Annotated in this window: 21 protein-coding genes; 10 read left to right on the forward strand and 11 right to left on the reverse strand. The window is 64.5% G+C overall.

Annotated features, from left to right (window positions below; genetic code table 11):
* The first annotated feature begins 491 nt into the window (after positions 1-491).
* A complete protein-coding gene (locus tag J6595_RS22730; RefSeq protein WP_280890543.1) occupies positions 492-623 on the forward strand; it encodes a hypothetical protein in 132 nt (43 codons plus the stop codon).
* A 37-nt stretch (positions 624-660) separates the two neighbouring features.
* Here J6595_RS22730 and J6595_RS07465 read toward each other — a convergent pair whose 3' ends face one another.
* The 7 genes from J6595_RS07465 to J6595_RS07495 all read right to left on the reverse strand — a co-directional run bounded on the left by J6595_RS07465 (position 661) and on the right by J6595_RS07495 (position 9,061).
* Positions 661-2,241: a DHA2 family efflux MFS transporter permease subunit gene (locus tag J6595_RS07465; protein ID WP_209593848.1), complete on the reverse strand. Its 1,581-nt coding sequence runs from the start codon at positions 2,239-2,241 to the stop codon at positions 661-663.
* Positions 2,238-3,566 (reverse strand): HlyD family secretion protein, encoded by a 1,329-nt coding sequence (locus tag J6595_RS07470; protein WP_245197699.1) that lies wholly within the window; start codon positions 3,564-3,566, stop codon positions 2,238-2,240. Before J6595_RS07470 ends, J6595_RS07465 begins: the two co-directional genes overlap by 4 nt.
* A complete protein-coding gene (locus tag J6595_RS07475) occupies positions 3,563-4,075 on the reverse strand; it encodes a MarR family winged helix-turn-helix transcriptional regulator (RefSeq protein ID WP_209593849.1) in 513 nt (170 codons plus the stop codon). The genes J6595_RS07470 and J6595_RS07475 overlap by 4 nt, the downstream gene beginning before the upstream one ends.
* Before the next feature lie 269 nt (positions 4,076-4,344).
* Positions 4,345-5,649, reverse strand: a complete 1,305-nt coding sequence (pncB, locus tag J6595_RS07480) for a nicotinate phosphoribosyltransferase (RefSeq protein ID WP_209594145.1) — start codon at positions 5,647-5,649, stop codon at positions 4,345-4,347.
* 280 nt (positions 5,650-5,929) lie between these two features.
* Positions 5,930-6,139 carry a hypothetical protein gene (locus tag J6595_RS07485; protein WP_209593850.1) on the reverse strand — a complete coding sequence of 70 codons (210 nt, stop codon included), beginning with the start codon at positions 6,137-6,139 and terminating at the stop codon, positions 5,930-5,932.
* 239 nt (positions 6,140-6,378) lie between these two features.
* Positions 6,379-7,590, reverse strand: coding sequence for a DUF1501 domain-containing protein (locus J6595_RS07490; protein WP_209593851.1), 1,212 nt, complete (start codon positions 7,588-7,590; stop codon positions 6,379-6,381).
* A gap of 4 nt (positions 7,591-7,594) precedes the next feature.
* Positions 7,595-9,061, reverse strand: coding sequence for a DUF1800 domain-containing protein (locus tag J6595_RS07495; protein WP_209593852.1), 1,467 nt, complete (start codon positions 9,059-9,061; stop codon positions 7,595-7,597).
* 276 nt (positions 9,062-9,337) lie between these two features.
* On the opposite strand from J6595_RS07495, the gene mgtE reads away from it, so the two are divergent.
* Entirely contained in the window at positions 9,338-10,747 is a 1,410-nt protein-coding gene (mgtE, locus tag J6595_RS07500; protein WP_209593853.1) for a magnesium transporter, read from the forward strand.
* 143 nt (positions 10,748-10,890) lie between these two features.
* On the forward strand, positions 10,891-11,289 hold the full coding sequence (locus J6595_RS07505; protein ID WP_209593854.1) for a MerR family transcriptional regulator: 399 nt from the start codon (positions 10,891-10,893) through the stop codon (positions 11,287-11,289).
* A 29-nt stretch (positions 11,290-11,318) separates the two neighbouring features.
* Here the strand turns inward: J6595_RS07505 and J6595_RS07510 are convergent, their stop codons facing one another.
* Complete coding sequence (locus tag J6595_RS07510) at positions 11,319-12,278, reverse strand: heparan-alpha-glucosaminide N-acetyltransferase (RefSeq protein ID WP_342453121.1); 960 nt, start codon at positions 12,276-12,278, stop codon at positions 11,319-11,321.
* Positions 12,279-12,854: 576 nt separating this feature from the next.
* On the opposite strand from J6595_RS07510, the gene J6595_RS07515 reads away from it, so the two are divergent.
* The 3 genes from J6595_RS07515 (at position 12,855) to J6595_RS07525 (ending at position 16,127) form a co-directional block, all read left to right on the forward strand.
* Entirely contained in the window at positions 12,855-13,685 is an 831-nt protein-coding gene (locus J6595_RS07515) for an aldo/keto reductase (RefSeq protein ID WP_209593855.1), read from the forward strand.
* Positions 13,685-15,136 carry a mechanosensitive ion channel family protein gene (locus J6595_RS07520; RefSeq protein ID WP_209593856.1) on the forward strand — a complete coding sequence of 484 codons (1,452 nt, stop codon included), beginning with the start codon at positions 13,685-13,687 and terminating at the stop codon, positions 15,134-15,136. Before J6595_RS07515 ends, J6595_RS07520 begins: the two co-directional genes overlap by 1 nt.
* A 67-nt stretch (positions 15,137-15,203) precedes the next feature.
* Positions 15,204-16,127 carry a YdcF family protein gene (locus J6595_RS07525; protein ID WP_245197700.1) on the forward strand — a complete coding sequence of 308 codons (924 nt, stop codon included), beginning with the start codon at positions 15,204-15,206 and terminating at the stop codon, positions 16,125-16,127.
* Here the strand turns inward: J6595_RS07525 and J6595_RS07530 are convergent.
* Positions 16,081-16,758 carry a DUF599 domain-containing protein gene (locus J6595_RS07530; protein WP_209593857.1) on the reverse strand — a complete coding sequence of 226 codons (678 nt, stop codon included), beginning with the start codon at positions 16,756-16,758 and terminating at the stop codon, positions 16,081-16,083. The genes J6595_RS07525 and J6595_RS07530 overlap by 47 nt on opposite strands.
* A gap of 247 nt (positions 16,759-17,005) precedes the next feature.
* Between J6595_RS07530 and J6595_RS22735 the strand changes: the two genes are divergently transcribed.
* Both J6595_RS22735 and J6595_RS07535 read left to right on the forward strand, forming a co-directional pair.
* Positions 17,006-17,131 carry a hypothetical protein gene (locus J6595_RS22735; protein ID WP_280890549.1) on the forward strand — a complete coding sequence of 42 codons (126 nt, stop codon included), beginning with the start codon at positions 17,006-17,008 and terminating at the stop codon, positions 17,129-17,131.
* A 231-nt stretch (positions 17,132-17,362) separates the two neighbouring features.
* Positions 17,363-17,788, forward strand: coding sequence for a DUF1489 family protein (locus J6595_RS07535; protein WP_209593858.1), 426 nt, complete (start codon positions 17,363-17,365; stop codon positions 17,786-17,788).
* Between the two features lie 12 nt (positions 17,789-17,800).
* On the opposite strand, the gene J6595_RS07540 is transcribed toward J6595_RS07535, so the two are convergent.
* Entirely contained in the window at positions 17,801-18,070 is a 270-nt protein-coding gene (locus tag J6595_RS07540; RefSeq protein ID WP_209593859.1) for a hypothetical protein, read from the reverse strand.
* Between the two features lie 379 nt (positions 18,071-18,449).
* Positions 18,450-19,973 (reverse strand): SPOR domain-containing protein, encoded by a 1,524-nt coding sequence (locus J6595_RS07545; protein WP_342453122.1) that lies wholly within the window; start codon positions 19,971-19,973, stop codon positions 18,450-18,452.
* 370 nt (positions 19,974-20,343) lie between these two features.
* On the opposite strand from J6595_RS07545, the gene J6595_RS07550 reads away from it, so the two are divergent.
* The gene (locus J6595_RS07550; protein WP_245197701.1) at positions 20,344-20,805 is read left to right on the forward strand and encodes a phasin family protein; all 462 of its coding nucleotides are present in this window, start codon (positions 20,344-20,346) and stop codon (positions 20,803-20,805) included.
* Between the two features lie 220 nt (positions 20,806-21,025).
* Positions 21,026-21,391, forward strand: coding sequence for an ATP-dependent Clp protease adapter ClpS (clpS, locus tag J6595_RS07555; protein ID WP_209593860.1), 366 nt, complete (start codon positions 21,026-21,028; stop codon positions 21,389-21,391).
* Positions 21,392-21,399 lie beyond the last annotated feature (8 nt).

Genomic DNA, 21,399 nt, shown 5'->3' on the forward strand with positions numbered 1-21,399 from the left:
CAGCCTCATGCAACTGTTCAGGTTTCGAAGACGGCGCGGGAAGGGGCCATGCCAGGCACCGGTCTGCCTTGCGGACGACCAGGATTCTCTCGGCCTCCTTCCCGCCTCCCACCATACACCAATTCGAACACACAGGATTCTCGGGACGGAGCCCGAGAATGACGAAGCGTCGAATGATGCGCCTTCTCGATCAAGTCGTGGCCGGCCTTCGAGGATCGTGTCTTGTACACTGGCGTCCGTTCGGACGCACGGCGCTCTCACGCGCCGTGCCGATGCATGTGGCCGCGGGAGCTGCTTCTCCCGGCTCGGCGGACAGGCCCCTCGATCCTTGCATGACGCTTTGGTGACGTCATGCGCTATGCGCATGGGAGTCTTGAGAAGTGAGCGCTTCTCCGAAGCGGGTTTCTCGCTTAGTTGCGGTGCAACAAGACGAAAAGTCGTTCCCGCTGGAGTTCAAGACAATGCACCGCTCGCGCCTCACGGCATTCGCCATGGATCATGCCGTTACCTCGCGCCTGATCGGCGGCCGGGCCGCGGCAAAGAGCGAAGGCATGCGTCGGCCGCCCCATTCGGTGATGAAGACGCTCGGCATCGACGCGCCGTTCATCCAGCGCGCCCGCTGATCCCGGCTGGCCGACTTTCGCCTGCCGCCTTCCCGCTTTACTCCATCACCGCCGCATGGCTGTCGCCGCCAGCGGCCGCGCCCTGCTTCTTCGGCGGGCTCATCAGTGCGAGCATCGGGATCGCGCAAAGCGTGATGATCATCATCAGCTTGAAATCGTCGACATAGGCGATCATCGCGGCCTGCGCCGAGGCCGACTGGTTGAGGACGGCCATCATCGTCGTGTGATCGAAGGGCAGGCTGTTCGCGACGGAGGTGAAATTCGTCTCGAACGGCGTGATGTGCGAGACGAGACCCGCTTTGGCGATCACCATGTTGCGGGCGAGCTCCACCGAGACGATCGAAATGCCGACCGACGAGCCGATGTTGCGCATCAGGCTGAACAGCGAAGCGGCGTCGGCGCGAAAGCGCGGCTCCAGCGTCGCGAAGGCGAGCGTCGAGAGCGGCACGAAGACGAGGCCGAGCCCCAGCCCCTGAACGACGCCGGAGACGATGATCGGCGTCTCGTCCATGGTGATCGAGAACCCCGACATCTGCCACAGCGAGATTGCCGTCAGGACGAGACCGGTGAAGATCAGGATGCGCGTGTCGACCCGGCCGACGAGGCGGCCGACGACGAGCATCGAGATCATCGTGCCGACGCCACGCGGGGCAAGGACGATGCCGGTCGTCACCACCGGATATCCCAGGATGTTCTGCAGCATCGGCGGCAGCAGCGCGAGGCCGGCCAAGAGGATCATGCCGACGACGAAGATCATCACCAGAGCGATGACGAGGTTGCGGTCGGTGAAGATCTTCGGATCGATGAAGGCGTTGTCGCGGCCGGTGATGTGGAGGGTGAACACCCAGATGCCGGTGATGGCGAGGCCGAGCTCGATCCAGATCTCGGCCGAGGAAAACCAGTCGGCCTGTTCGCCGCGGTCGAGAAACAGCTGCAAGGCGCCGATGAACAGCGACAGCATGGCAAAGCCGAAGAAGTCGAAGCCGCGCTGGCGCTTCGGCGTGTTCGGCAGAAAGAAGATCATGCCGGCAAGGGCGAGGGCGCCGATCGGCAGGTTGACGAAGAACACGTAGCGCCAGTTGAAGGTCTCGGTCAGCCAGCCGCCCAGCGTCGGGCCGATGATCGGGCCGACCATGATGCCGGCGCCCCAGATCGCCATGGCGCTGCCATGCTGCTCCTTGGTGTTGATGGTCAGGAGCACCGTCTGCGACAGCGGCACCAACGCAGCGCCGCACAGGCCTTGCAGAAGCCGGAAGAAGATCATTTCCTCGAGGCTCGTCGAGACGCCGCAGGCCATGGAGGTGGCGACGAAGCCGGCGGCGGAGGCGATGAAGACCTGGCGAAGGCCGAAGCGGTCCGACAGCCAGCCGGTCACCGGCGTCATGATGGCGGCGGCGACGATGTAGGATGTTAGAACCCAGTTGATCTGGTCCTGCGAGGCCTGGAGCGAGCCCTGCATGTTCGGCAGCGCGACGTTGGCGATCGTCGTGTCGAGCACCTGCATGATCGTCGCGAGCATGATCGAGACGGTGATCAGGCCCTTGAAGGGGACATTGTTCGGATCGACGGCCTCGCCCGAGGAGGCCGCGCTCCCGGGGCCGCTCCCAGTCCGGCTCATTGCGAGCGGGTCGCGCCGGCGGCCCCTCCCGTGGTCGTCCGTGCCGCGGCAGTAGCCCCGGTCTGGCGAAGCTCGGCGGTATCGGTGGTGGCGTCAGAGTCGTAGCCGTCGATCCATTGGTCGAGCCCGAGCGTTTGGGTGACCGGCTGCATGAAGTCGGGGAAACCGCGCACCTTGCCGGTATCGACCGTGACGTCGGCGCTCATGCCGGCGCGCAAGGCGGGCAGTCCTGCGTCTTTCTCGATGTGAATGCGCACGGGCACACGCTGGACGACCTTCACCCAGTTGCCGGTGGCGTTCTGCGCCGGCAGGAGCGCGAACTCAGAGCCGGTGCCGGCGCCGATCGAGCCGACGGTGCCGTCGACCGTGACATCGGGATAGGCGTCGAAGCTCATGGTGACGGGCTGGCCCGGCCGCATGTGGGTGAGATCGGTTTCCTTGTAGTTGGCATCGACCCAGCTGTCGCCTGCCTCGACGATCGCCATGACGGAGGTGGAGGGCGTGACATACTGGCCGAGCTGAAGCTTGTCGGTCTGGCTGACGACGCCGGGCTCGGAGGCACGGATCACGGTATGGTCGAGATCGAGCTGCGCGGCATGGAGCGCGGCGAGGGCCTGCATCACCGTCGGATGCTGGTCGGTCGGAATGTCGGGATTGCCCGCCAGCGCCGCCTTGGCCGAAATCACCGCCTGCTGGGCGCTGGCCTGATCGCCTTTTGCCTTCTGCAGCGCGAGGCGTGCGTCGTCGAAGGTGCTCTGGGAGGAGACGCCGTGCTTCACCAGCGCCTGCTGCCGGTCGAAGGTGGCCTGGGCCGTCGCGACCGAGTCGCCCGTCGTGCGCGCGTCGACGACGGCCTGCTGATAGGCGGCTTTCAGCTTTTCGACCGTCAGGCGCGCACTTTCCAGATTGGCCTTCGCCTGCTCGACAGCGGCGCGATAGGCGCTGTCGTCGATGGTGAACAGCACCTGGCCGGCGCCGACCTCCTGGTTCTCGGCGACGTCGACCTTGGAAATCTGGCCGGAAACCTGCGGCATGACGGTGACCCGGTCCTGATGGACATAGGCGTCGTCGGTCTCGACATAGCGGCCGCCGGTAACCCAGTAATAGCTGCCGGCCAGGACCAGGAGCAGCGGCACCGATATCATCAGAGCCTTGCGGATCGGGCGGCGCTTGCGGGTTGCCGTCGATGTCTCGGGAGCCGAATCGTTGGCGGCCGTCTTGCCGCCATCCGTCCCCTCTGTGCCCGCCTTGTCGTTCGCGGGCGTGGTCTTGGGCGAAAGCGGGCGCGAGTCCGCGAACTCCTGGCTTTTCGGTTGTGCGTTCATACGGATGCCTCCTGCCTCCCGACGTCCCGACGTCGGCGGCGCGCTACGGTCGCTTCGGATCCCGATTCGGCCTCGGACAGATTTCTGACAATGAGCTTCAGCGCTTCGGTGAGCTGCTCTCGCTCTTCGGGCGACAGGCCCGTCTGCGCTTCATCGAAGATTTCGCCGGCAACGACGCGCAGCGGCTCGATCAACGCGCGGGCCTTGTCGGTCGTATAGAGCTTTCTCGCCCGCCGATCGTTCGGATCCTGCTCCCGGACGACCAGCCCGGCCGCTTCCATCCGGTCGATATGCCGGCACAGGGTCATCGGCTCCAGATCGACCAGGGCGGCAAGACCCGCCTGGCTGATGCCCTCGGTCCGGCAAAGTCGCGCGATGATGCGCATCTGCGCCGACGTCATGTCGATGTCGCGGCTCTTCTGCTCGAAGCGCCGGCGTATGAGCCGGGACGCGTCCGCCACGAGAAAACCGAGGCTCGTTCCGGTCAGAGGGGGCAAATGATCTTTCATGCCGTGCATATAGTAACTCTGCTTATGATAGGCAAGCCGACAATGAGCAGAGTGATCGTTTGTTCTGCGACCGATCGCGCATGTCGTTTACGCGCCAGAGCCGATAAGGCTCAAACGGTCGATCGGAGATTTTATGGAATGGTGCCGGGCAGCGCCTGCGCTGGCCTGTCAGTATCCTTGCGCGCAACGATCTGCTCACGGCGCGGGCGCCGCGACGCATTTCGGTCGTCGCGAGAAGAACGAGTGCCCGGCTCCGCCCTGCTGCCTGCTCAGACGGCGAGGCGGCGGGTCTCGTAGGGCGTTTCGCCGAACACCCGCTTGTAGCGCTCGACGGCAGCGGGATCGCCGCTCGCCTTGGCGGGATTGTCCGACAGCTTGACCGCGGGGCGGCCTTCGGCGGACGCGACCTTGCAGACCAGCGAGATCGGGTCGAGCCCGCCGGTCGGCTCGGGCGCGACGCCGCGGAAATCGTTGGTGAGGTTGGTGCCCCAGCCGAAGCTCATGCGCACGCGGCCTTCGAAATGGCGGTAGGTCCGTATGATCGTGTCGGAATCCATGCCGTCCGAAAAGACCAGGAGCTTTTCGCGCGGGTCCTGCCCCATCATCCGCCACCAGGCGATGATCTCCTCGCCGCCCTGGATCGGCGGCGCGCTGTCGGGCCGAAAGCCGGTCCAGTCGGCGATCCAGGCCGGTGCGTTGGCGAGGAATGAGCCGGTGCCGTAGGTGTCGGGCAGGACGATGAGCAGGTTGCCGCCGTAGTAGCTCTGCCACTGCTTGAGAACATTGTAGGGCGCTTCGCGCAATTCCTCGTCGCTCTCGGCGAGCGCTGCGAGCACCATCGGCAGTTCGTGGGCGTTCGTGCCGATCGCCTCGAGATCCGCCTCCATCGCCAGGAGCACGTTGGACGTGCCGATGAAGCCCTCGCCGAGCCCTTCCTTGAGGGCCTCGACGCACCAGCGCTGCCACAGGAACGAATGCCGCCGCCTGGTGCCGAAATCGGTGATCTTCAGATTGGACAGGGCCTGCAGCTGCTCGACCTTCTCCCACATCTTGGCCTTCGCCCGCGCATAGACGACGTCGAGCTCGAAGCGCTTGAACTGCTTCAGGACCGCCCGCGACCGCAGCTCGTTGATGATCGCCAGAGCCGGGATCTCCCACATCATGGTGTGGGTCCACGGGCCGTGGAAGTCGAGCTCGAACTGCCCGTCGACGCGCCTGAGCTCGTATTCGGGCAGCCGGAAGTCGGCGAGCCATTCGAGGAAATCGGGCCGGAAGATCTGCTTGGTGCCGTAGAAGGTATTGCCGGCGAGCCAGATCATCTCACGCTTCGAAAAGCTCAGCGAACGGGCATGATCGAGCTGCTCGCGCAGTTCGGCTTCATCGACGATGTCGGCCAGCCGGACGCTTTTGGTGCGATTGATCAGCGAGAAGGTGACGTCGACATCGGGATGCAGGCCGCGAACCATCTGCAGCATCAGGAGCTTGTAGAAGTCCGTGTCGAGCAGGCTGCGCACGATCGGATCGAGCTTGAACGTGTGGTTCCACACACGCGTTGCGATGTCCGTCGCGACCATTCCACTCATCGGCTCATCTCACTCAAAACGCGCGACCGGGTTCGACCTGCCGCGAAAGGGATGCGGCCACCGAGCGCTTCATGCGTTTCGAGATGGCGCAGCGTCAAGCCATCGCAAGTTTGCCGGTGGTGGGAGATGATCCCGTGTGAGGGCGGCCGCCCGCCAGACCGGGGCAGCCTTCCCTGCGCGCGGCCAGGACGAGGAGGGGGCCGCGGCCCAGAGCATTTCCAGTGAAAGCCGGTTCGGCTTTCACGCGCGGACAATGCGGCCCGACTAACCTTTAGCTCTCGTCGCGGCTCATGCGATGCACGACGCGTTTCAGCGAACCCATCGACTGGGTGACGTTTCTACAGTCGTGCTGCGCCTCGGCGAGAGCTTCGGAATCGACCGGCTTGCCGTCCTCGATGTCGTGCAGAAACTCGCAGATTTCGCTGACCCGCTCGCCGATCGCGTCGATGGCACCGTCGATATTCTTTGTCGTCGCGCTCATTATTCCCCCAAAACCTTTCGCGTCGGCGGGGATCCGTGACAGCCTTCGCCGCCATCGAATGGATCACGCAACCGTCAAAGCCGGACAGGCGCGAACCGCGAGGCGACCGGAATTCGGAATTGCCACCCGCCTTGCGCCAAGCCGGCGAAACACATGCACTGCGCATCATGGATATATGAGCAGCTTCGCACTGAAAAGGACTTTGCAAAGGGCCAGCCGACGCACCACGGCATCATGGTTTATGCGACGAGGTCCTTCATCGGCCTGACGCCGATGCTGCCCGGGAAAATGTCGGTGGCGAGGGTGCGCTCCGACAGGCCGAGATGGTCTTTCAGCACGCCCTTGAACACCGCCCTCAGATCCGTCGTCGGCTTCAGGTCGCGGCCGTCCTGCAGATCGGCTTCCCTGAGGCCAGGCCAGTCGGCGATGACCCGCCCACCCTTCACGGCACCGCCGAGCAGGAAGGTCGTGGTCGCGGTGCCGTGGTCGGTGCCGCCGCCGCCGTTGCCCCAGGCGGTCCGTCCGAATTCGGTGACGACCGCGACCACGGTATCTTTCCAGGCCGGGCCGAGCTTTCGGGCGATGTCGTCGAGGGCGAGATCGAGGGCGGTGAGGTTGTTGGCGAGGCGGCCGTGATCGGCGCCTTCCTGCACATGGGTGTCCCAGCCCTCGAAGCTGATCGTGGCAAGACGCGGACCGTCCTCCTGTGCGAGCAGCGTGGCCGCGCCATTCGCCAGGACGCGAAAGGCGCGGCCCGTTCCCTTCTCGACTTGCTGCAGGCGGCCGTCCATCATCCTGTCGGTCTCCAGCCCCTCGGAGAAGAGCCTGGCAAGTTCGAGATCCGTCTCGCCATAGAGCGAGGCGAGGCGCGCGCTGGTATCTTCTGCGGCGGGCCGAAAATTCGGCGGCGACCATGTCAGGGTGGCTGCCGGTCCTGCGAGAATGAGCGGGATCGTCGGGCCGATCGACAGGCCCTGCCGTGCGCTGACACGCTCCCCCGCCGGCAATGCGGCGGCGACCCGGTTGAGCCAGCCGCTCTCGGCGCCCGAGGGGCCGTCGAGGCCGCTCTCCAGAACGTTCTGGCCGTCGAAATGCGAGCGCTCGCGATAGGGCGTCGCCGCGGCGTGAACGACGAGCGCCTCTCCGTCGCGGAAATGCTTGTGGAACTTCGGCAGCGCGTCGTTGAGGGCAAAGAAGCTGCCGGCGAGCGGGAGGACGTCCCTGCCGCCTTCACCCAGAGCGAGGGGGCCGCGCAGCGGCCGGTACTGCGGATCGCCGACGGGCGCCACCGCCGCCAGTCCGTCCAGCGCTCCGCGCAGGATGACGACGACGAAACGGGGGTCGCGCGTCCCGGCATATCCCGCCTTCGGCATCATCGCCCAGGTCGTGAGCATGCCCGCGCCGAAGAGCAGATTGCGCCGGGTGAGGGCCGTATAGCGACAGTCTTCCATCGCCTTATCTCCGCTGAAATTCCGGGCTCATCAACATCAGGGCAAAGGCCTGGCGAGGGCTCTCGGCACGCATGAGCGCTTCGCGCGTGGGGCCGGTGAGGAGATCGCCGAGGGTGGCTTCTGCCAGCATGACGGGGTTTTCGGGGTGCGTGCGGGCCGCCAGGAACTGGGCAAAGTCCAGCCGGTTGGTCATCGCATCTGCCGCCAGCCAGTGGCGCGAATCGCCGGGAAAGCCTGCCGGCGAGGTCGGCGACCATGGGGTCTGCCCGAGCATCGCGAGGCTGCGGCGGATGTCGCGGAACTCGTATTTCGCCGGCAGGGCGCGGATCGACGACCAGACGAATTCCTGCGGCGTGCGAAGCTTCCTGCGCGGCGCGTCCCATGCCGCAGGGTCCGTCACGAGGGCTTTGGCGAGCGCGCCGAGATCGCCGCCGGTGCGTTCGAAGACGGCAGCCAGTCGCGCGACGAGCGGCTTGGGAGGATCGTCGGCGACGAAGGCCTGGGCCAGCTTGAAGGCGATGTGGCGGGCCGTGGCGGGATGGCGGGCGAGATCGGCCATGACCGCCCGTGCCTGCGCCTCGCCTTTCTGGGCGTAGACCTTGCCCATGATCGTCACCGGCCCGGGTTCGTGGACCGAGGCGAAGAAGGCAAATGTCCCGCAATCGGGGCGTCGAGGATTGACCACGATGCCCCAGCCGCTCAAGGCGTTGGCAAGGGCGCGAACATCCGACTGGTCATAGCCGCCATCGGCCCCGAGCGTATGAAGCTCGAGCATTTCGCGGCCGTAGTTCTCGTTCAGCCCCAGCTTGCGGCGGCGGCGGGCGGCCCGGCTGTGAACGCCTGCCGAGAGGTAGTTGTCGAGGTAATAGAGCATCGCCGGATGTTGGGCGACAGCGAGCAGCATGTCCTCGAAGCGGCCGAGGACATGCGGTCTGATGGCCTCGCGCTCATAGGCCCCGACGATCGCCATCACCCGAGGATTGCGGTCTTTCTCGATGGCGAAGTGGTTCGACCAGAAATCGACGAGCCGCTCGTAAAAGCCGATCGGTGCATCATGCTTGCGCGCGATCAGCGCCTCGAACTCGGCGTTGTAGGCGTCGACCTGAGGCCTTTGCGGCTTTTCCGGCTTGTCGGCGGCCCTGGCCTCCGCCTGCATCATGCCCGGGTCGTCGGCTTCGCCAGAGCCGGGCCGCATGCCGGCGCTTCCGTCATCGGCCGGCGATGCGCCAGTTTCGCCCATGACGAGGGCTCTGCTGGCCTTCTTCATCTCCGCGACGCGGGCGAGGTGGGTCTGGACGCCGGAAAAAATCTCCCGGCTCGTGGGAAGGGCCTGCCCGGCGGGGGCTCTGGCCTCGATCTCGACCTCGTCCAGAAGGGCGGCGACGGGATCCCTGCCGAAGACGTCGCTGCCGGTCGGGCGCAGTCCCAGTCCGAAGCGCGAGGCGGTGAAGGCGGCCGAGGGAGATCTCATGACGGCTACTCTTGGTCTCGACAAGGTGCTGCCAGCGGTCGCGCAACGGTAGCCATTTTCGGCAATTCCCGTTCCGACATCGTTTGAATGGCTTATCGAACCGCTTTGCGGTCAAACGAAGGCGGCGGCCGCCGCCCGCGGGTCGGCTGATTCACCATTTGCCACACGACGTTGTGCGGGGGCGCGGAAATCGGCATTCAGGGCATTCTTGTTTGCCGCCGCTTGCGTTAGACGCGGGTGACTACTGATCATTTCAGCTTTCGAAGGGAGGGCAACATGGCTGACACGCAGCATGGCTTGGACGCGCCTTCCCCCGAACCTCGCATCGGCATCTATGACGAGGAGGGCTACCTCGCCGAAGACTTCCTCGACCGCGTCAAGGACGCCGTCGACACGGACGATCAGGCCTATCTGCGCCAGACCATCGCGCCCCTGCATGAATCGGAGCTCGGCGACGTCCTGCGCAATCTCGACCACGACCAGCGCCAGTCGCTGGTCAGGCTCATGGGCGAGGAGTTCGACTATACCGCGCTGACCGAGGTCGACGAGGCGATCCGCCTGTCGATCGTCGATGCGATGCCGAACGAGCAGGTGGCCGAGGCCCTGCGCGAGCTCGATTCGGACGACGCCGTCTATATTCTGGAGGATCTGGGAGAGGAAGACCGCAAGGAAATCCTCGCCAAGCTGCCCTTCCGCGAGCGGCTGCGGCTGCGCCGTTCTTTGGAATACCCGGAAGAATCGGCCGGCCGGCGCATGCAGACGGAGTTCGTCGCCGTGCCGCCCTATTGGACCGTCGGCCAGACCATCGACTACATGCGTGAGGAAGAGGACCTTCCTGATTCCTTCGCCCAGATCTTCGTGGTCGATCCGACCTTCAAGCTCCTCGGCGCCGTCGATCTCGACCGCATCCTCAGGGCCAAGCGTCCCGAGAAGATCGACGAGATCATGCATGAGACGCGCCATGCGATCCCGGCCGAAACCGACCAGGAAGAAGCCGCACAGACCATCGAGCAATACGATCTTCTGTCCGCCGCCGTCGTCGACGAGAACGATCGGCTGGTCGGCATCCTGACCATCGACGACGTCATCGACATCGTCCAGCAGGAGGCCGAAGAGGACATCCGCCGCATGGCCGGCCTCGGCGACGAGGAGATTTCCGATACCGTCGTCACGGCGGCGCGCTCGCGCTTTCTCTGGCTGCTCGTCAATCTCGCCACGGCGATCCTCGCCTCGCTGGTCATCGGCCTGTTCGATGCCTCGATCCAGCAGATGGTGGCGCTCGCCGTCCTGATGCCGATCGTCGCCTCGATGGGCGGCAATGCCGGCACCCAGACCATGACCGTGACCGTCCGCGCGCTCGCCTCGCGCGATCTCGACATCTACAATGCCGGCAGGATCGTGCGCAGGGAGGTTTTGATCGGCCTTCTCAACGGGGCGATGTTCGCCGTCGTCATCGGTGTCGTCGCGGCGGTCTGGTTCGCCAATGTCGCGCTCGGCCAGGTCATCGCCGTCGCGATGATCGTCAACATGCTGGCGGCCGCGCTGGCGGGGATCCTGATCCCGCTGGTGCTCGACCATTTCGGCGCCGACCCCGCGATCGCCTCGGGGACGTTCGTGACGACGGTCACCGACGTCGTCGGCTTTTTCGCCTTTCTGGGGCTCGCGAGCTGGTGGTTTTCGATCTGACGCGCCGCCGGACGTCGGGCCGGGAGCCAGCCGGTCCGTTCACCACGCTGACAGCCTCACAGTCTCATTTGCCATGCAGATTTGACTTTTACGTAAATCGTGGCGCAAGCATATATCCGGGAATGCAGTGCCTCCGGGGAAATATGCGCGAACATTACACGATCACCGAGCTGACGCGCGAGTTCGGCATCTCGACGAGGACGATCCGCTTCTACGAGGATGAGGGTCTGATCCACCCGATCCGGCGCGGGCGCACGCGGCTGTTCCGTCCCTCCGACCGCCAGCTCCTGAGAAACATCCTGCGCGGCAAAAGGCTCGGCTTCTCGATCTCCGAGATCCGCGACATCGTCCACATGTATCGCGAGCCGCCCGGCGAGGCGGGGCAGCTGCGGGCGATCGTGACCAAGGTCGCCGAACGGCGTGCCGAGCTCGAACAGAAGCGCCGCGACATCGAGGACATGCTCGGCGAGCTCGAGGCCGCCGAAGAGGCGTGCCTCACGCGAATGGCCGAGCTCGGGGTCGGCCAGAAACGTTCCGGCTGACACCGGCAGCCGGCCCTCGGGGCAAAGCGCTATCCCTTGGGATCGAAGCTGCAGGCCGCCGTGATTTCGCGGATCCGGCTCATTTCATCCGGTCCGGCATCGTTCTTCATCAGGGAATCGAAGAGGTTCTTGCTCTTCAGCCGCGTCTCCGCGCAATCGCAGTAATCGGTGCAGAAGGCGGCGTCCCGGGTGGCCAGGCACGCCCTGTTGCAGTCGCCGCGAAAGATCGCGTCGCGATCGGGCGGTGCGACAATCGTGAACAGCGCCACGAGCCCATAAAGAAGCGGCTGGTGCAGGAGATAGATGATCAGCGCGTGACGGCCGGCGACGCCGAGCGGCCAGAGCCCCGCGAGCCTGTCGTTCCAGCCGCGCATCATGGCGATCCAGCCGCGATCGACCGCGATGCGGCCCGCCGCGATGCCGATCAGGACGGCGCCAAAGAACGGGAAGATCGGCACGAGGTCGTTGGACAGCGGCATCTTCTCGGAAAACCAGCCGATCCAGGCGAGCCAGCGGCTGTCGAAGCCCGGCAGCGTGACGAAGCTTGGCGCCGCGACGACGGCGACGCCGCAAAGCGCCGTCAGAACGGCCGGCAGCCGCAGGAAGGCGAGGCCGAGAACACTTGCCAGCGCGATATGCTGGAGGATGCCGAAGAAGACGAAGCTGTTGGGCGTGACGAAAAGGGTCGCGACGGTGACGGCGATGGCGCCGGCGACGATCTGGGCCAGGCGGACGAGAAATTTCCGCCAGCGGATTTCACGGCCATGGGCGAGAACGAGGGAGAAGCCCACCAGGAACAGGAAGCTCGAGGCGATGCAGCGCGCGAAGATGCGCCAGCCGCCCTGGGCCGTCAGGCCTTCCGCGACATAGGAGAAGTGTTCCAGATCCCAGGTGAAATGGTAGGTCGCCATGGCGGCGATGGCGACCGCCCGCGCGATGTCGATGATCTCGACCCGCCCGCGGGCCGACGGACTGATGCTCTCAGGCACTGAAATCCCCTTCCGGTCGCGCTGCCTCTACAGCATCGGCCTGAAAATCGGAATCGCTTTTCGGCGAGCGCGATGCTTGTTTTTCGAAGAGGTAAGGCGTCCATCGCACGATTTGACAGGGTGCACGACAGTCTCGTTGAACGGCGCATATCGAGTGCCTGACACTGCGAGATCAGGCATCCGCTTTTATCGCGCTCGTCATGCTCGGGCCCCGTCCCGAGCATCCAGTGCGCCGATTAAGCTTCTGTTGTGTCGAACGTTTCTAGATTCTCGGGACGGGGCCCGAGAATGACGAAGCGTCGAACGCTGCGCCTTATCGATCAAGCTGTGGTCGGCCTTCGAGGATCGTTTCGTGCACACTGACGATTTGACGGAACCGCGGCGCAGCCTAGCTCTCGATCCTCCGGCGAAGGCTGTGAGGCGGGGCAAATGGAGCGGCTTAGCAGCCTTCAAACCCCGCCGGAGCTCATAGCGGTTGCGCGCAAGAAGCGCATCGGACGTGCAACACCGCTCATTGCGCCTATTTCCCCTCTCCAGAGCACGCGCAAGGGCGCCCGAAGACCAGAGAGGCAAAACATGAAGATCATCGAAGCGGGAACCGCGAAGATCCCGGCCATCGGCCTTGGAACCTTCACGCTGGAGGGCGAAACATGCGTCGACATGGTGGCGCGCGCGATCGACCTTGGCTACCGCCATATCGATACCGCCCGCATGTATGGCAACGAGAAGGAGGTCGGCGAGGGCATTCGCAAGAGCGGGATCCAGCGCGAGGACGTCTTCGTCACGACCAAGATCTGGTGGACCGATCTTTCCGAGGACGCCATTGCGGCGGCCGCGCGCGATTCGATCGACCGGCTCGGCATCGGCCCGGTCGATCTGTTGCTGATTCACTGGCCGAACCCGGAGATCGCCCTCGAAGAATCGATCGACGCGCTCTGCGCCACCGTCGATGACGGGCTGACCACCAATGTCGGGGTCGCGAACTTCACCTCGACGCTGCTCGACGAGGCGGCGACGATGGCCTCGCATCCTTTGGTCTGCAATCAGGTGGAATATCATCCGTTCCTGTCGCAGGCACAGGTGCTTTCCGCCTGCCGCCGCCACGATATGGGCCTCATCGCCTATTCGCCGATTGGCCGGGGCGGGGATGTGCTGAACCATCCGGTGATCCGCGATGCTGCCGAGCGCCACGGCAAGTCGCCGGCGCAGATCGTGTTGCGCTGGGAGATCGAGCATGACGGCGTCGGAGCCATTCCGCGGACCTCCAAGCGAGAGCGGCTCGCGGAGAACCTCGCGATCTTCGACTTCGAGCTGACCGGTGACGAGCAGGCGGCGATCAGTGCCTTGACGCGGCGCAACGAGCGGCTGGTCGATCCTTCCTTCGCGCCGCATTGGGATCGTGCCTGATGGATTCGGCGACGCTGAACCGGATCGGCGAGCAGGTTTCGGGATGGGCAGCTTCGGCGCTGGAATTCTTCTACCAGCCGTCGAGCCTCGCCCAGATCGGGGCCATCGCCGTCTGCTTTCTCATCGCCCTCGCTCTCAATCGCCTGACCCGCGGCCCCCTCGAGGCTCAGGCGCGCAAGATCCGGGCAGCGCCCAGCCTCTTGCGGATCATCGTCGCGATCCGCCGGCGCATGAAGCTCGTCTACTTCGTCTTCGGCCTGTGGATCCTCACCCTGATCGACAGCGCCGCCGGGGGGCCGCGCTCCTCGATCATCTCGGTCGTCTTCAACCTCGGCCTCGCCTATCTCGTCATCTCGGTCGCCTCACGCATCCTGCGCAACAAGCTGGCGTCGCGGATCATCGCCATCGGCGCATGGATCGTTGCGGCGCTGTCGATCCTCGATCTCCTGGACCCGGTTTCAAAGGCTCTCGACGCAACCGCCATAAATATCGGCGCATCGCGCATCTCCGCGCTCTTGGTGATCAAGGCCGTCGTCGTCCTGGCGCTGACCTTCTGGCTCGCCTCGGTCGTCGGCAATTTCCTCGACACGCGGATCAAGCGCAGCGACGAGCTGACGCCGGCGCTGCGCGTCCTGATCGGCAAGCTTCTCAAGGTCGGGCTCGTCTTCGTCGCCTGCCTCGTCGGCCTTGCCGCGGTGGGGGTCGATCTGACCGCGCTCACCGTCCTGTCCGGTGCCCTCGGCGTCGGCCTCGGCTTCGGCCTGCAGAAGGTCGTGTCGAACTTCATTTCGGGAATCATCATTCTCACCGATCGCTCGATCAAGCCGGGCGACACGATCTCGCTCGGCGACACCTTCGGCTGGATCCGCGAATTGCGTGCGCGCTTCGTCTCCGTCATCACCCGGGACGGCCGGGAATATCTGATCCCCAACGAGGACTTCATCACCAACCAGGTGATCAACTGGTCGTTTTCCAACGATCTCGTCAGAATCGACGTGACCTTCGGCGTCTCCTACGACTCCAACCCCCATGACGTGATCCGCATCGCCAAGGAGGCGACGACCTCGGTCGGCCGTGTCGTTTCGGACAAGCCGGTGGTCTGCTGGCTGACCGGCTTTGGCGACAGTTCGCTCGATTTCATCATCCGCTTCTGGATCAAGGACCCGCCGGCCGGGCTCACCAATGTCAGGGGCGAGGTGCTGCTGGCCCTGTGGGATGCCTTCAAGGAGAACGACATCGGAATTCCGTTCCCGCATCGCGAGATCCTGATGCGCACGCCGGTGACGTTTGCGCGGGACCGCAGCTTCGGCGGGGGAGGGGCTGGTGCAGGCGATCGCGGCGAGGACAGCGCAAGCGTCGAGGTGAAGAAGGCACGGCGACAGGCGGCGGACGAGGTCTCAGGCGGCGATCCAGACGACGAAAAGAAGAAGTCCCGCTCGGCCGCGGAGTAGGCCGCCCGCCGAGGGCCCATCTTGCCATTCTTCGCCAGAGGCGGCACGCCACGCCTGTGCCTCAAACATGCCTCGCCGTCCTGTCGATGGCTCGGGGCGATGCACCGCCCTTCATCCGGAGTTCGACCCCCTGTTCTTCTACGTCGCCAAGATCGTCTGGTTTCTCGTCCAGCCTCTCGTCGCCATCCTTGTTCTCATGGCGCTGGGGCTGGTGATCGCAGGGCTGCGCTGGAAGCGGCTCGGATTCGCGCTCATGGGGCTTGCCTTCGCCAGCCTTGCCGTCGTCAGCCTTTCGCCGCTCGGCCTCCTGATGATGGCCGCGCTGGAAGACCGGTTTCCCCGTCCCGAACTGCCGAAGGCCGTCGCCGGCATCGTCGTTCTGGGGGGCGCATTCGACACGCGCATTGCCAGAACCAGAGGCGGCGCCGAGTTCAACGAGGCGGCGGATCGGGCGACCGAGGCGCTGATCCTCGCCCGGCGATACCCGGCCGCGAAGGTGATCTTTTCCGGTGGCGACGCCTCGGTTCTTGCAGAGGACGTTCCCGAGACGCTTTCGGCAAAGGCGTTCTTCCTCGGCGCCGGTCTTTCGCCGGACCGGCTGGTCCTCGACGACAAGGCCCGCGATACCTACGAAAACGCCGTCTATGCCAAGGAGCTTGCCGATCCCAGGCCGGGGGAGACCTGGCTCCTGATCACCTCGGCCTTTCACATGGCGCGAGCCGTCGGCTGCTTCCGCAAGGCCGGCTTTGCCGTCCTGCCCTATCCGGTGGACTATCGCACGCCGGGCGGAAGCGAGGTCTGGCGCCCGTCGACGGCGAGTGTGCGCAATGTCGAGAAGGTGCATTTCGCCATTCGCGAATATCTCGGGCTTCTGGCCTACTGGCTGCAGGGGCGCACGGACGCCCTGTTCCCGGCGCCGCGCGCCGATACCGGCGGCTCGGCCGCTATTCGGCGAGGATCCGCAGCGCCGGCGAGCGGAACTGCCGGTTGAGCAGGATGGCGACGACGAGGGCCGTCGAGGCCATCAGTACCAGCGGCCCGATCAGCCAGCCGAGATAGGCGACGGCGAAGAAGATCGCTCTCAGACCCGAATTGAAGTGGCGCCCGGCGATTCGGTTGAGGGTGATGGCCCGTTCGACGGCGCGGTCTGCGCCGGCCTTGTCGGTTGCCGCCTCCTCGCGCATCGGCACCGCGCCGATGAGGATCGAGCAATAGTTGAACAGGCGATAGGCCCAGCCGAACTTGAAGAAGGCGTAACAGAAGATCATCACCAGCCCGAACAGCTTCAGTTCGACCAGCGCCTTGTCGATGCCGCCGGAAAACGGCAGATCCGCTGCGACCGAAGAGATCCGCTCGGCGGCGCCCAGAAGGGCGAAGCAGCCGCCGATGGCGAAGATGCAGGCCGAGGCGAAGAACGCCGTCCCCTGTTGCAGGCCGGCCATGATCGCCGTGTCGATCATCCGCAGATCGCGGGTCAGCATCGCCCGCATCCATACCGCCCGCTGGACGTTCATCGCGCCCGAAAGGCCATGGCCCGCCCGGGCATGTCGCTCGACGACGAAATTGTATATGACCCACGCAGACAGGAAGAGGACGAGGGCAAGACTGTCGGCAAATGTCATTTCGCGGTCTCTTGTGCGGGACTGAAACCGGCACGCACGATGGCTTGTCCCGTTCACTCCCGGTTAGGGCTTGCCATGCGAGCCTAACGGAAAGGCTGATGCAAGGCTGCTATGCAAAAAGACGGCCCATATTTTCCTGCGGGGGCCGCTTGTAGGGCGCTGTGTTAAGCGATAATTAACGCCCGTGCTCGCGGTCGGGGGAAAGACCGGCGGCACGAAACTCTGGGGTTCAGGACACTTTCTGATCATGGATGACAGCGTGCAAAAGTCGTGCTGGGGCGTGACCGTGTGGACGGTCGCGATCTTCTCGGCCTTTATGGTGATCGGTTTTCTCTTTACCGGCGCAGAAACGGTGGCGATCGCCGCCAACTGACACGTGGCCATGCCTGCGGGAGACGCTCCCGCCGCGTGGCCCAAATAACAGTCTCAATCGACATCGCGAAACCGCCGGAACCGGTTCAGGCTGGTGCTTCAACGCGGCCTGCGTCGAAGCGGTATCCGAGGTGCGACGGCTGCCAGGGGCGGCGATCCTCATCTGAGGATATCGGTGACGTTCTGCCGGCTTGCTCTTGGCTCTCGCGGCGAATTTCGCCACAAGCGGACCATGGCCCTCAATCTGCTCAAGCTCTGCGTCGGCGCCGATAGCCCGGACGATCTCGCCGCGTTCATCGCGAATCGTCTGGCAATGTCCGGTGGGACGCATCATTGGCATGTCACACGGATGGTGCCGAAGCGGACGGACGAGCTTCTCGACGGCGGATCGCTTTACTGGGTCATTCGCGGCAGCGTTCAGGCCCGCCAGGCGATCACCGGGATCGAGCCGTTCACGGACGACGCCGGCATCGGGCGCTGCCGAATCATGCTCGACCCGACATTGGTCCTTACGCGCCATCAGCCGAAACGCCCGTTTCAGGGATGGCGCTATCTGAGGGCAGAGGATGCGCCCTCCGACGTCATGATCCACGGCGAGGCCGGCGACGGCCTGCCGCCGGAACTCTCCATCGCCCTGCAGGAACTCGGCGTCCTCTGACGCCTGTATCGATCAGCGAAAGCGCATGCGCACGGCCACCGCGCCGTTCGGCGTGATGGTGCGGATGCGGGTATGGCTGGTCGGCTGTGACGAACGCCAGGCCCTTGCGCCATAAGACAAGAGCAGACCGACAAGCTCCTTGGCCTTCATCCGCGAGCGGCCGTCGCGCGCCTCGCCGAGACGAAGAGCCGCTTGCTGCAGAGGATGAATGCCGACCGGAATCGCTTCCGGCACGGGACCGGAGCGGGTCGGAACGGTCAGATTTCGGTTCTCGATCGACATGACTTCCCCTCGCAACTCAACACTCTTATTCTCTCCCGCCGTCCGGTCCGGTCCTTGTCGTGACGCGGCCTCGAAGCTGGGGAGGGAACGGACGGTGGCGCCCGGGATGAAGGGTCGCCGCCGCATCAGATCGGACAGGAAAGCTTTCCCGCCCTCGCCCCTGCCGGCATTGCCCATCCCCATGGGTCAGCCGGTTCAGGCGCCTTTCCGGCAATGCGGCGTCATGCCGTGCGGCCGGTCGCAGGAAGCCGTTCGCCGCTGCGCCGGAAAAGCTGGACAAAGCCCATCCGGCGAAGTGCGCGCACTTCCTTTCGGAGCATCATGCCCCGACGACACGTCTTGGTTTGTGAGAACCACCGCCGAAGGCGGTGGGCCCTGCTCAGTTCGGAACGGCGTAGCAGTTGTAGGACCGGTTCTTGAGGGCCGCGCAGGCCTTCCAGGCCTGATCCTTCGACCCAAAGCCGGCAAAGCGCGCCCGGTACAGTGTGCTGCCGCCGGTCGAGATGCTCTCGGTGAACGGCTCCGCCTGTGCCAGCGGCGAACCGACCGCCGCCTTGGCTTTGCTCAGCATCGACATGGCCTGCGAGGCGGATTCGGTCGCGGCGATCTGGACGACCCAGGGCGACGAGGGCTTGGAGGGCTGGACGACCTCGGCTGCGGTCTCGCGGTCGATCGAACCGGTGGCCGCGCCGTCGACGGACGCCTGCCGCATCAGCGGTTCGGACGGGCGCTTCACCGCCCTGGCGGCTGCGGGGCGCGCCAGAGGCAGGATCGCGGCAGCGGCGTTGGACAGAGCCGGACGATCGTCGACGAGAGCCGCCCTGATCGCGTCTCGGCCGACCAGCGGACGGGAGGTGGGCAGCGGCATGCGCGCTGCGATCTCGTTGCCCGCATCGCTGCCATAGGCCATGGCGATCCGGTCGTTGATCGAGATGCCGCCTGTCGCCGGGCGGAAGTCCGGGATCGGCCCGCGCTTTGGCAGATCCGGCTCGGCCGACGCGACCTGAACGTTCGGATTGGGCTTGGCGGCGATCAGCGGACCGGTGTCGCGGCGGCTGGCCTTCGGCATGTAGCGCTTGAGAAGATCGACCATGTGGTCGTCACGCGAGCGGCCCGAGGTACCACCGAAGACGGCGGCGACGACGCTCTTGCCGTCGGTCTTCACCGAGGTGACGAGGTTGAAGCCCGAGGCGTTGATATAGCCGGTCTTGATGCCGTCGACGCCGTTATACCGGTTGAGAACGCGGTTGTGATTGCCGATTCGCCGGCCACGGAAATTGAACGACCGGGTGGAAAAATAGTCGTAATATTCCGGGAAATGTTCGCGCAGTGCGATGCCCAGCGTCGCCATGTCGCGAGCGGTCGTATGCTGATCGGGATTGGGCAGGCCGTTGGCGTTGCGGAACTCGGTCCGGGTCATGCCGAGGCGATGGGCCTTGTCGGTCATCCGCCGTGCGAACTGCGCTTCCGAACCGGCCAGATATTCGGCCAGAACGACCGCGGCGTCATTGGCGGACTTCGTCACCAGCGAATAGATCGCCTCCTCGACGGTGATCGTCGTGCCGGGTCGCAGCCCGAGCTTGGAGGGAGGCCGGCCGGACGCATAGGCCGAGACCGGCATCTTGTCGCCCTTGTGGATCTTGCCGCTCTTTAGGGCCTCGAAGGTGAGGTAGAGCGTCATCATCTTGGTCAGCGAGGCCGGGTAGCGATATTCGTCGGCGCGATCTTGGTAGAGGACCTTGCCGTTGTTGGCGTCGATGACGAAGCCGGCATATTTCGGATTGGCGGCACCGGCTTCACCCGTGGCGCCGGACAAGAGCACGCCGGCACCGATGACGGCGACGGCGGAGAGCTTGATGGCGGATCGGGCGGCGCGTCTGAGTTGCGACAGGTCGAATGGCACGAATTAACTCTTCGATCGTGTTGCTGGCACCGCGAGGTTCGCCCCTCCGACGGTTTCTCCGGTGAAACGCGGCGGCACGAACCCTTCTATGGGCCTTTCATACCCGACAGGCTAAGCCGCGTCCGCTTACCAATCAGTTTAAATCATTGGGATTGTGTTCACCTTGCTCAAATTTTTTCAGAAAGTTCAGGATTCGACAACCGGGGGGCGTCCGCACGCCACGACGAGTGCAGTGCAGCATTACCCTTGAAATTCATGGTGCGATGCAATATATTCCAGTCATAACACGATAGCGGGGTTCGAAACCGGCGACTGCAAAGGCGCCTCGAGTTCCTGCTGTGACTGTATGGACAGGAAAAGGACGATCACCATGAACATGAATATGAACATCTACGAAGACGCCGGTCGCATGCAGAAGGAAGCCATGGACAACGCTCTCAAGTCCATCGCTGCCATGACCAAGGGCTTCCAGCAGATCACGGCCGAGACGGCCGACTTCACCAAGCGCTCCTACGACCAGCAGACGGCGATGATGGAGAAGCTCTTCCAGGCGAAATCGCTCGACAAGAGCATGGAAATCCAGACCGAATTCGCTAAGTCGGCCTATGAGACCTGGGTCGCCCAGATGACCAAGATGGGTGACATCTACGCCGACATCGCCAAGGAGAGCTACAAGCCCTTCGAGCAGACGGCGAAATCGGCTTCCACCACGATGACCAAGGTCGCCGACAAGGCTGCCAGCCAGATGGACCAGGCTGCCAAGGAAGGCGCTGCCGCCGCCAAGGACGCGATGGACAAGGCCGAGACCAAGGCATCGCGCGCGGCCAGCTGAGACGCGCCGCGTCGAAACGCCGCGAAAGCTGGCGTGCGGTGACAGCCGACGAATTTGATCGAGAGGCCCGGTTCCAGCCGGGCCTTTTTGCGTTAGTGTTCTCGCAAGCGCATCCATGCATGTGCGCCGCGACAGACGCTTCGTCGCGGCTTCTTAAATTCTCATGACGCGTGCTTACATATGACCCATGGCGATGCTGGCTGAACGGATAAGATCGGGGATGGACCACAGGCTGAGCGACCCGAGGGTCAGGCTGCAGGGCGACGACGACAAGGATCGCGGCGGCACGGATCGGGGCACGTCGGTCATTACGCGGACCAAACCCAAAACCAAACGACCGAGTCTTTACAGAGTCCTCCTTCTGAACGACGATTACACTCCGATGGAGTTCGTGATCCACGTTCTCGAACGCTTCTTTCAGAAGGATCAGGAAGCCGCGACCAGGATTATGCTGCATGTGCATAACCACGGCGTCGGCGAATGCGGCGTTTTCACCTTCGAAGTGGCAGAGACGAAGGTGACGCAAGTGATGGATTTCGCCCGACAGCACCAGCATCCGCTGCAATGCGTGATGGAAAAGAATTGAGGTGAAGC

The sequence above is a fragment of the Jiella mangrovi genome (assembly GCF_017815135.1).
GTDB classification, from domain to species: domain Bacteria; phylum Pseudomonadota; class Alphaproteobacteria; order Rhizobiales; family Rhizobiaceae; genus Jiella; species Jiella mangrovi.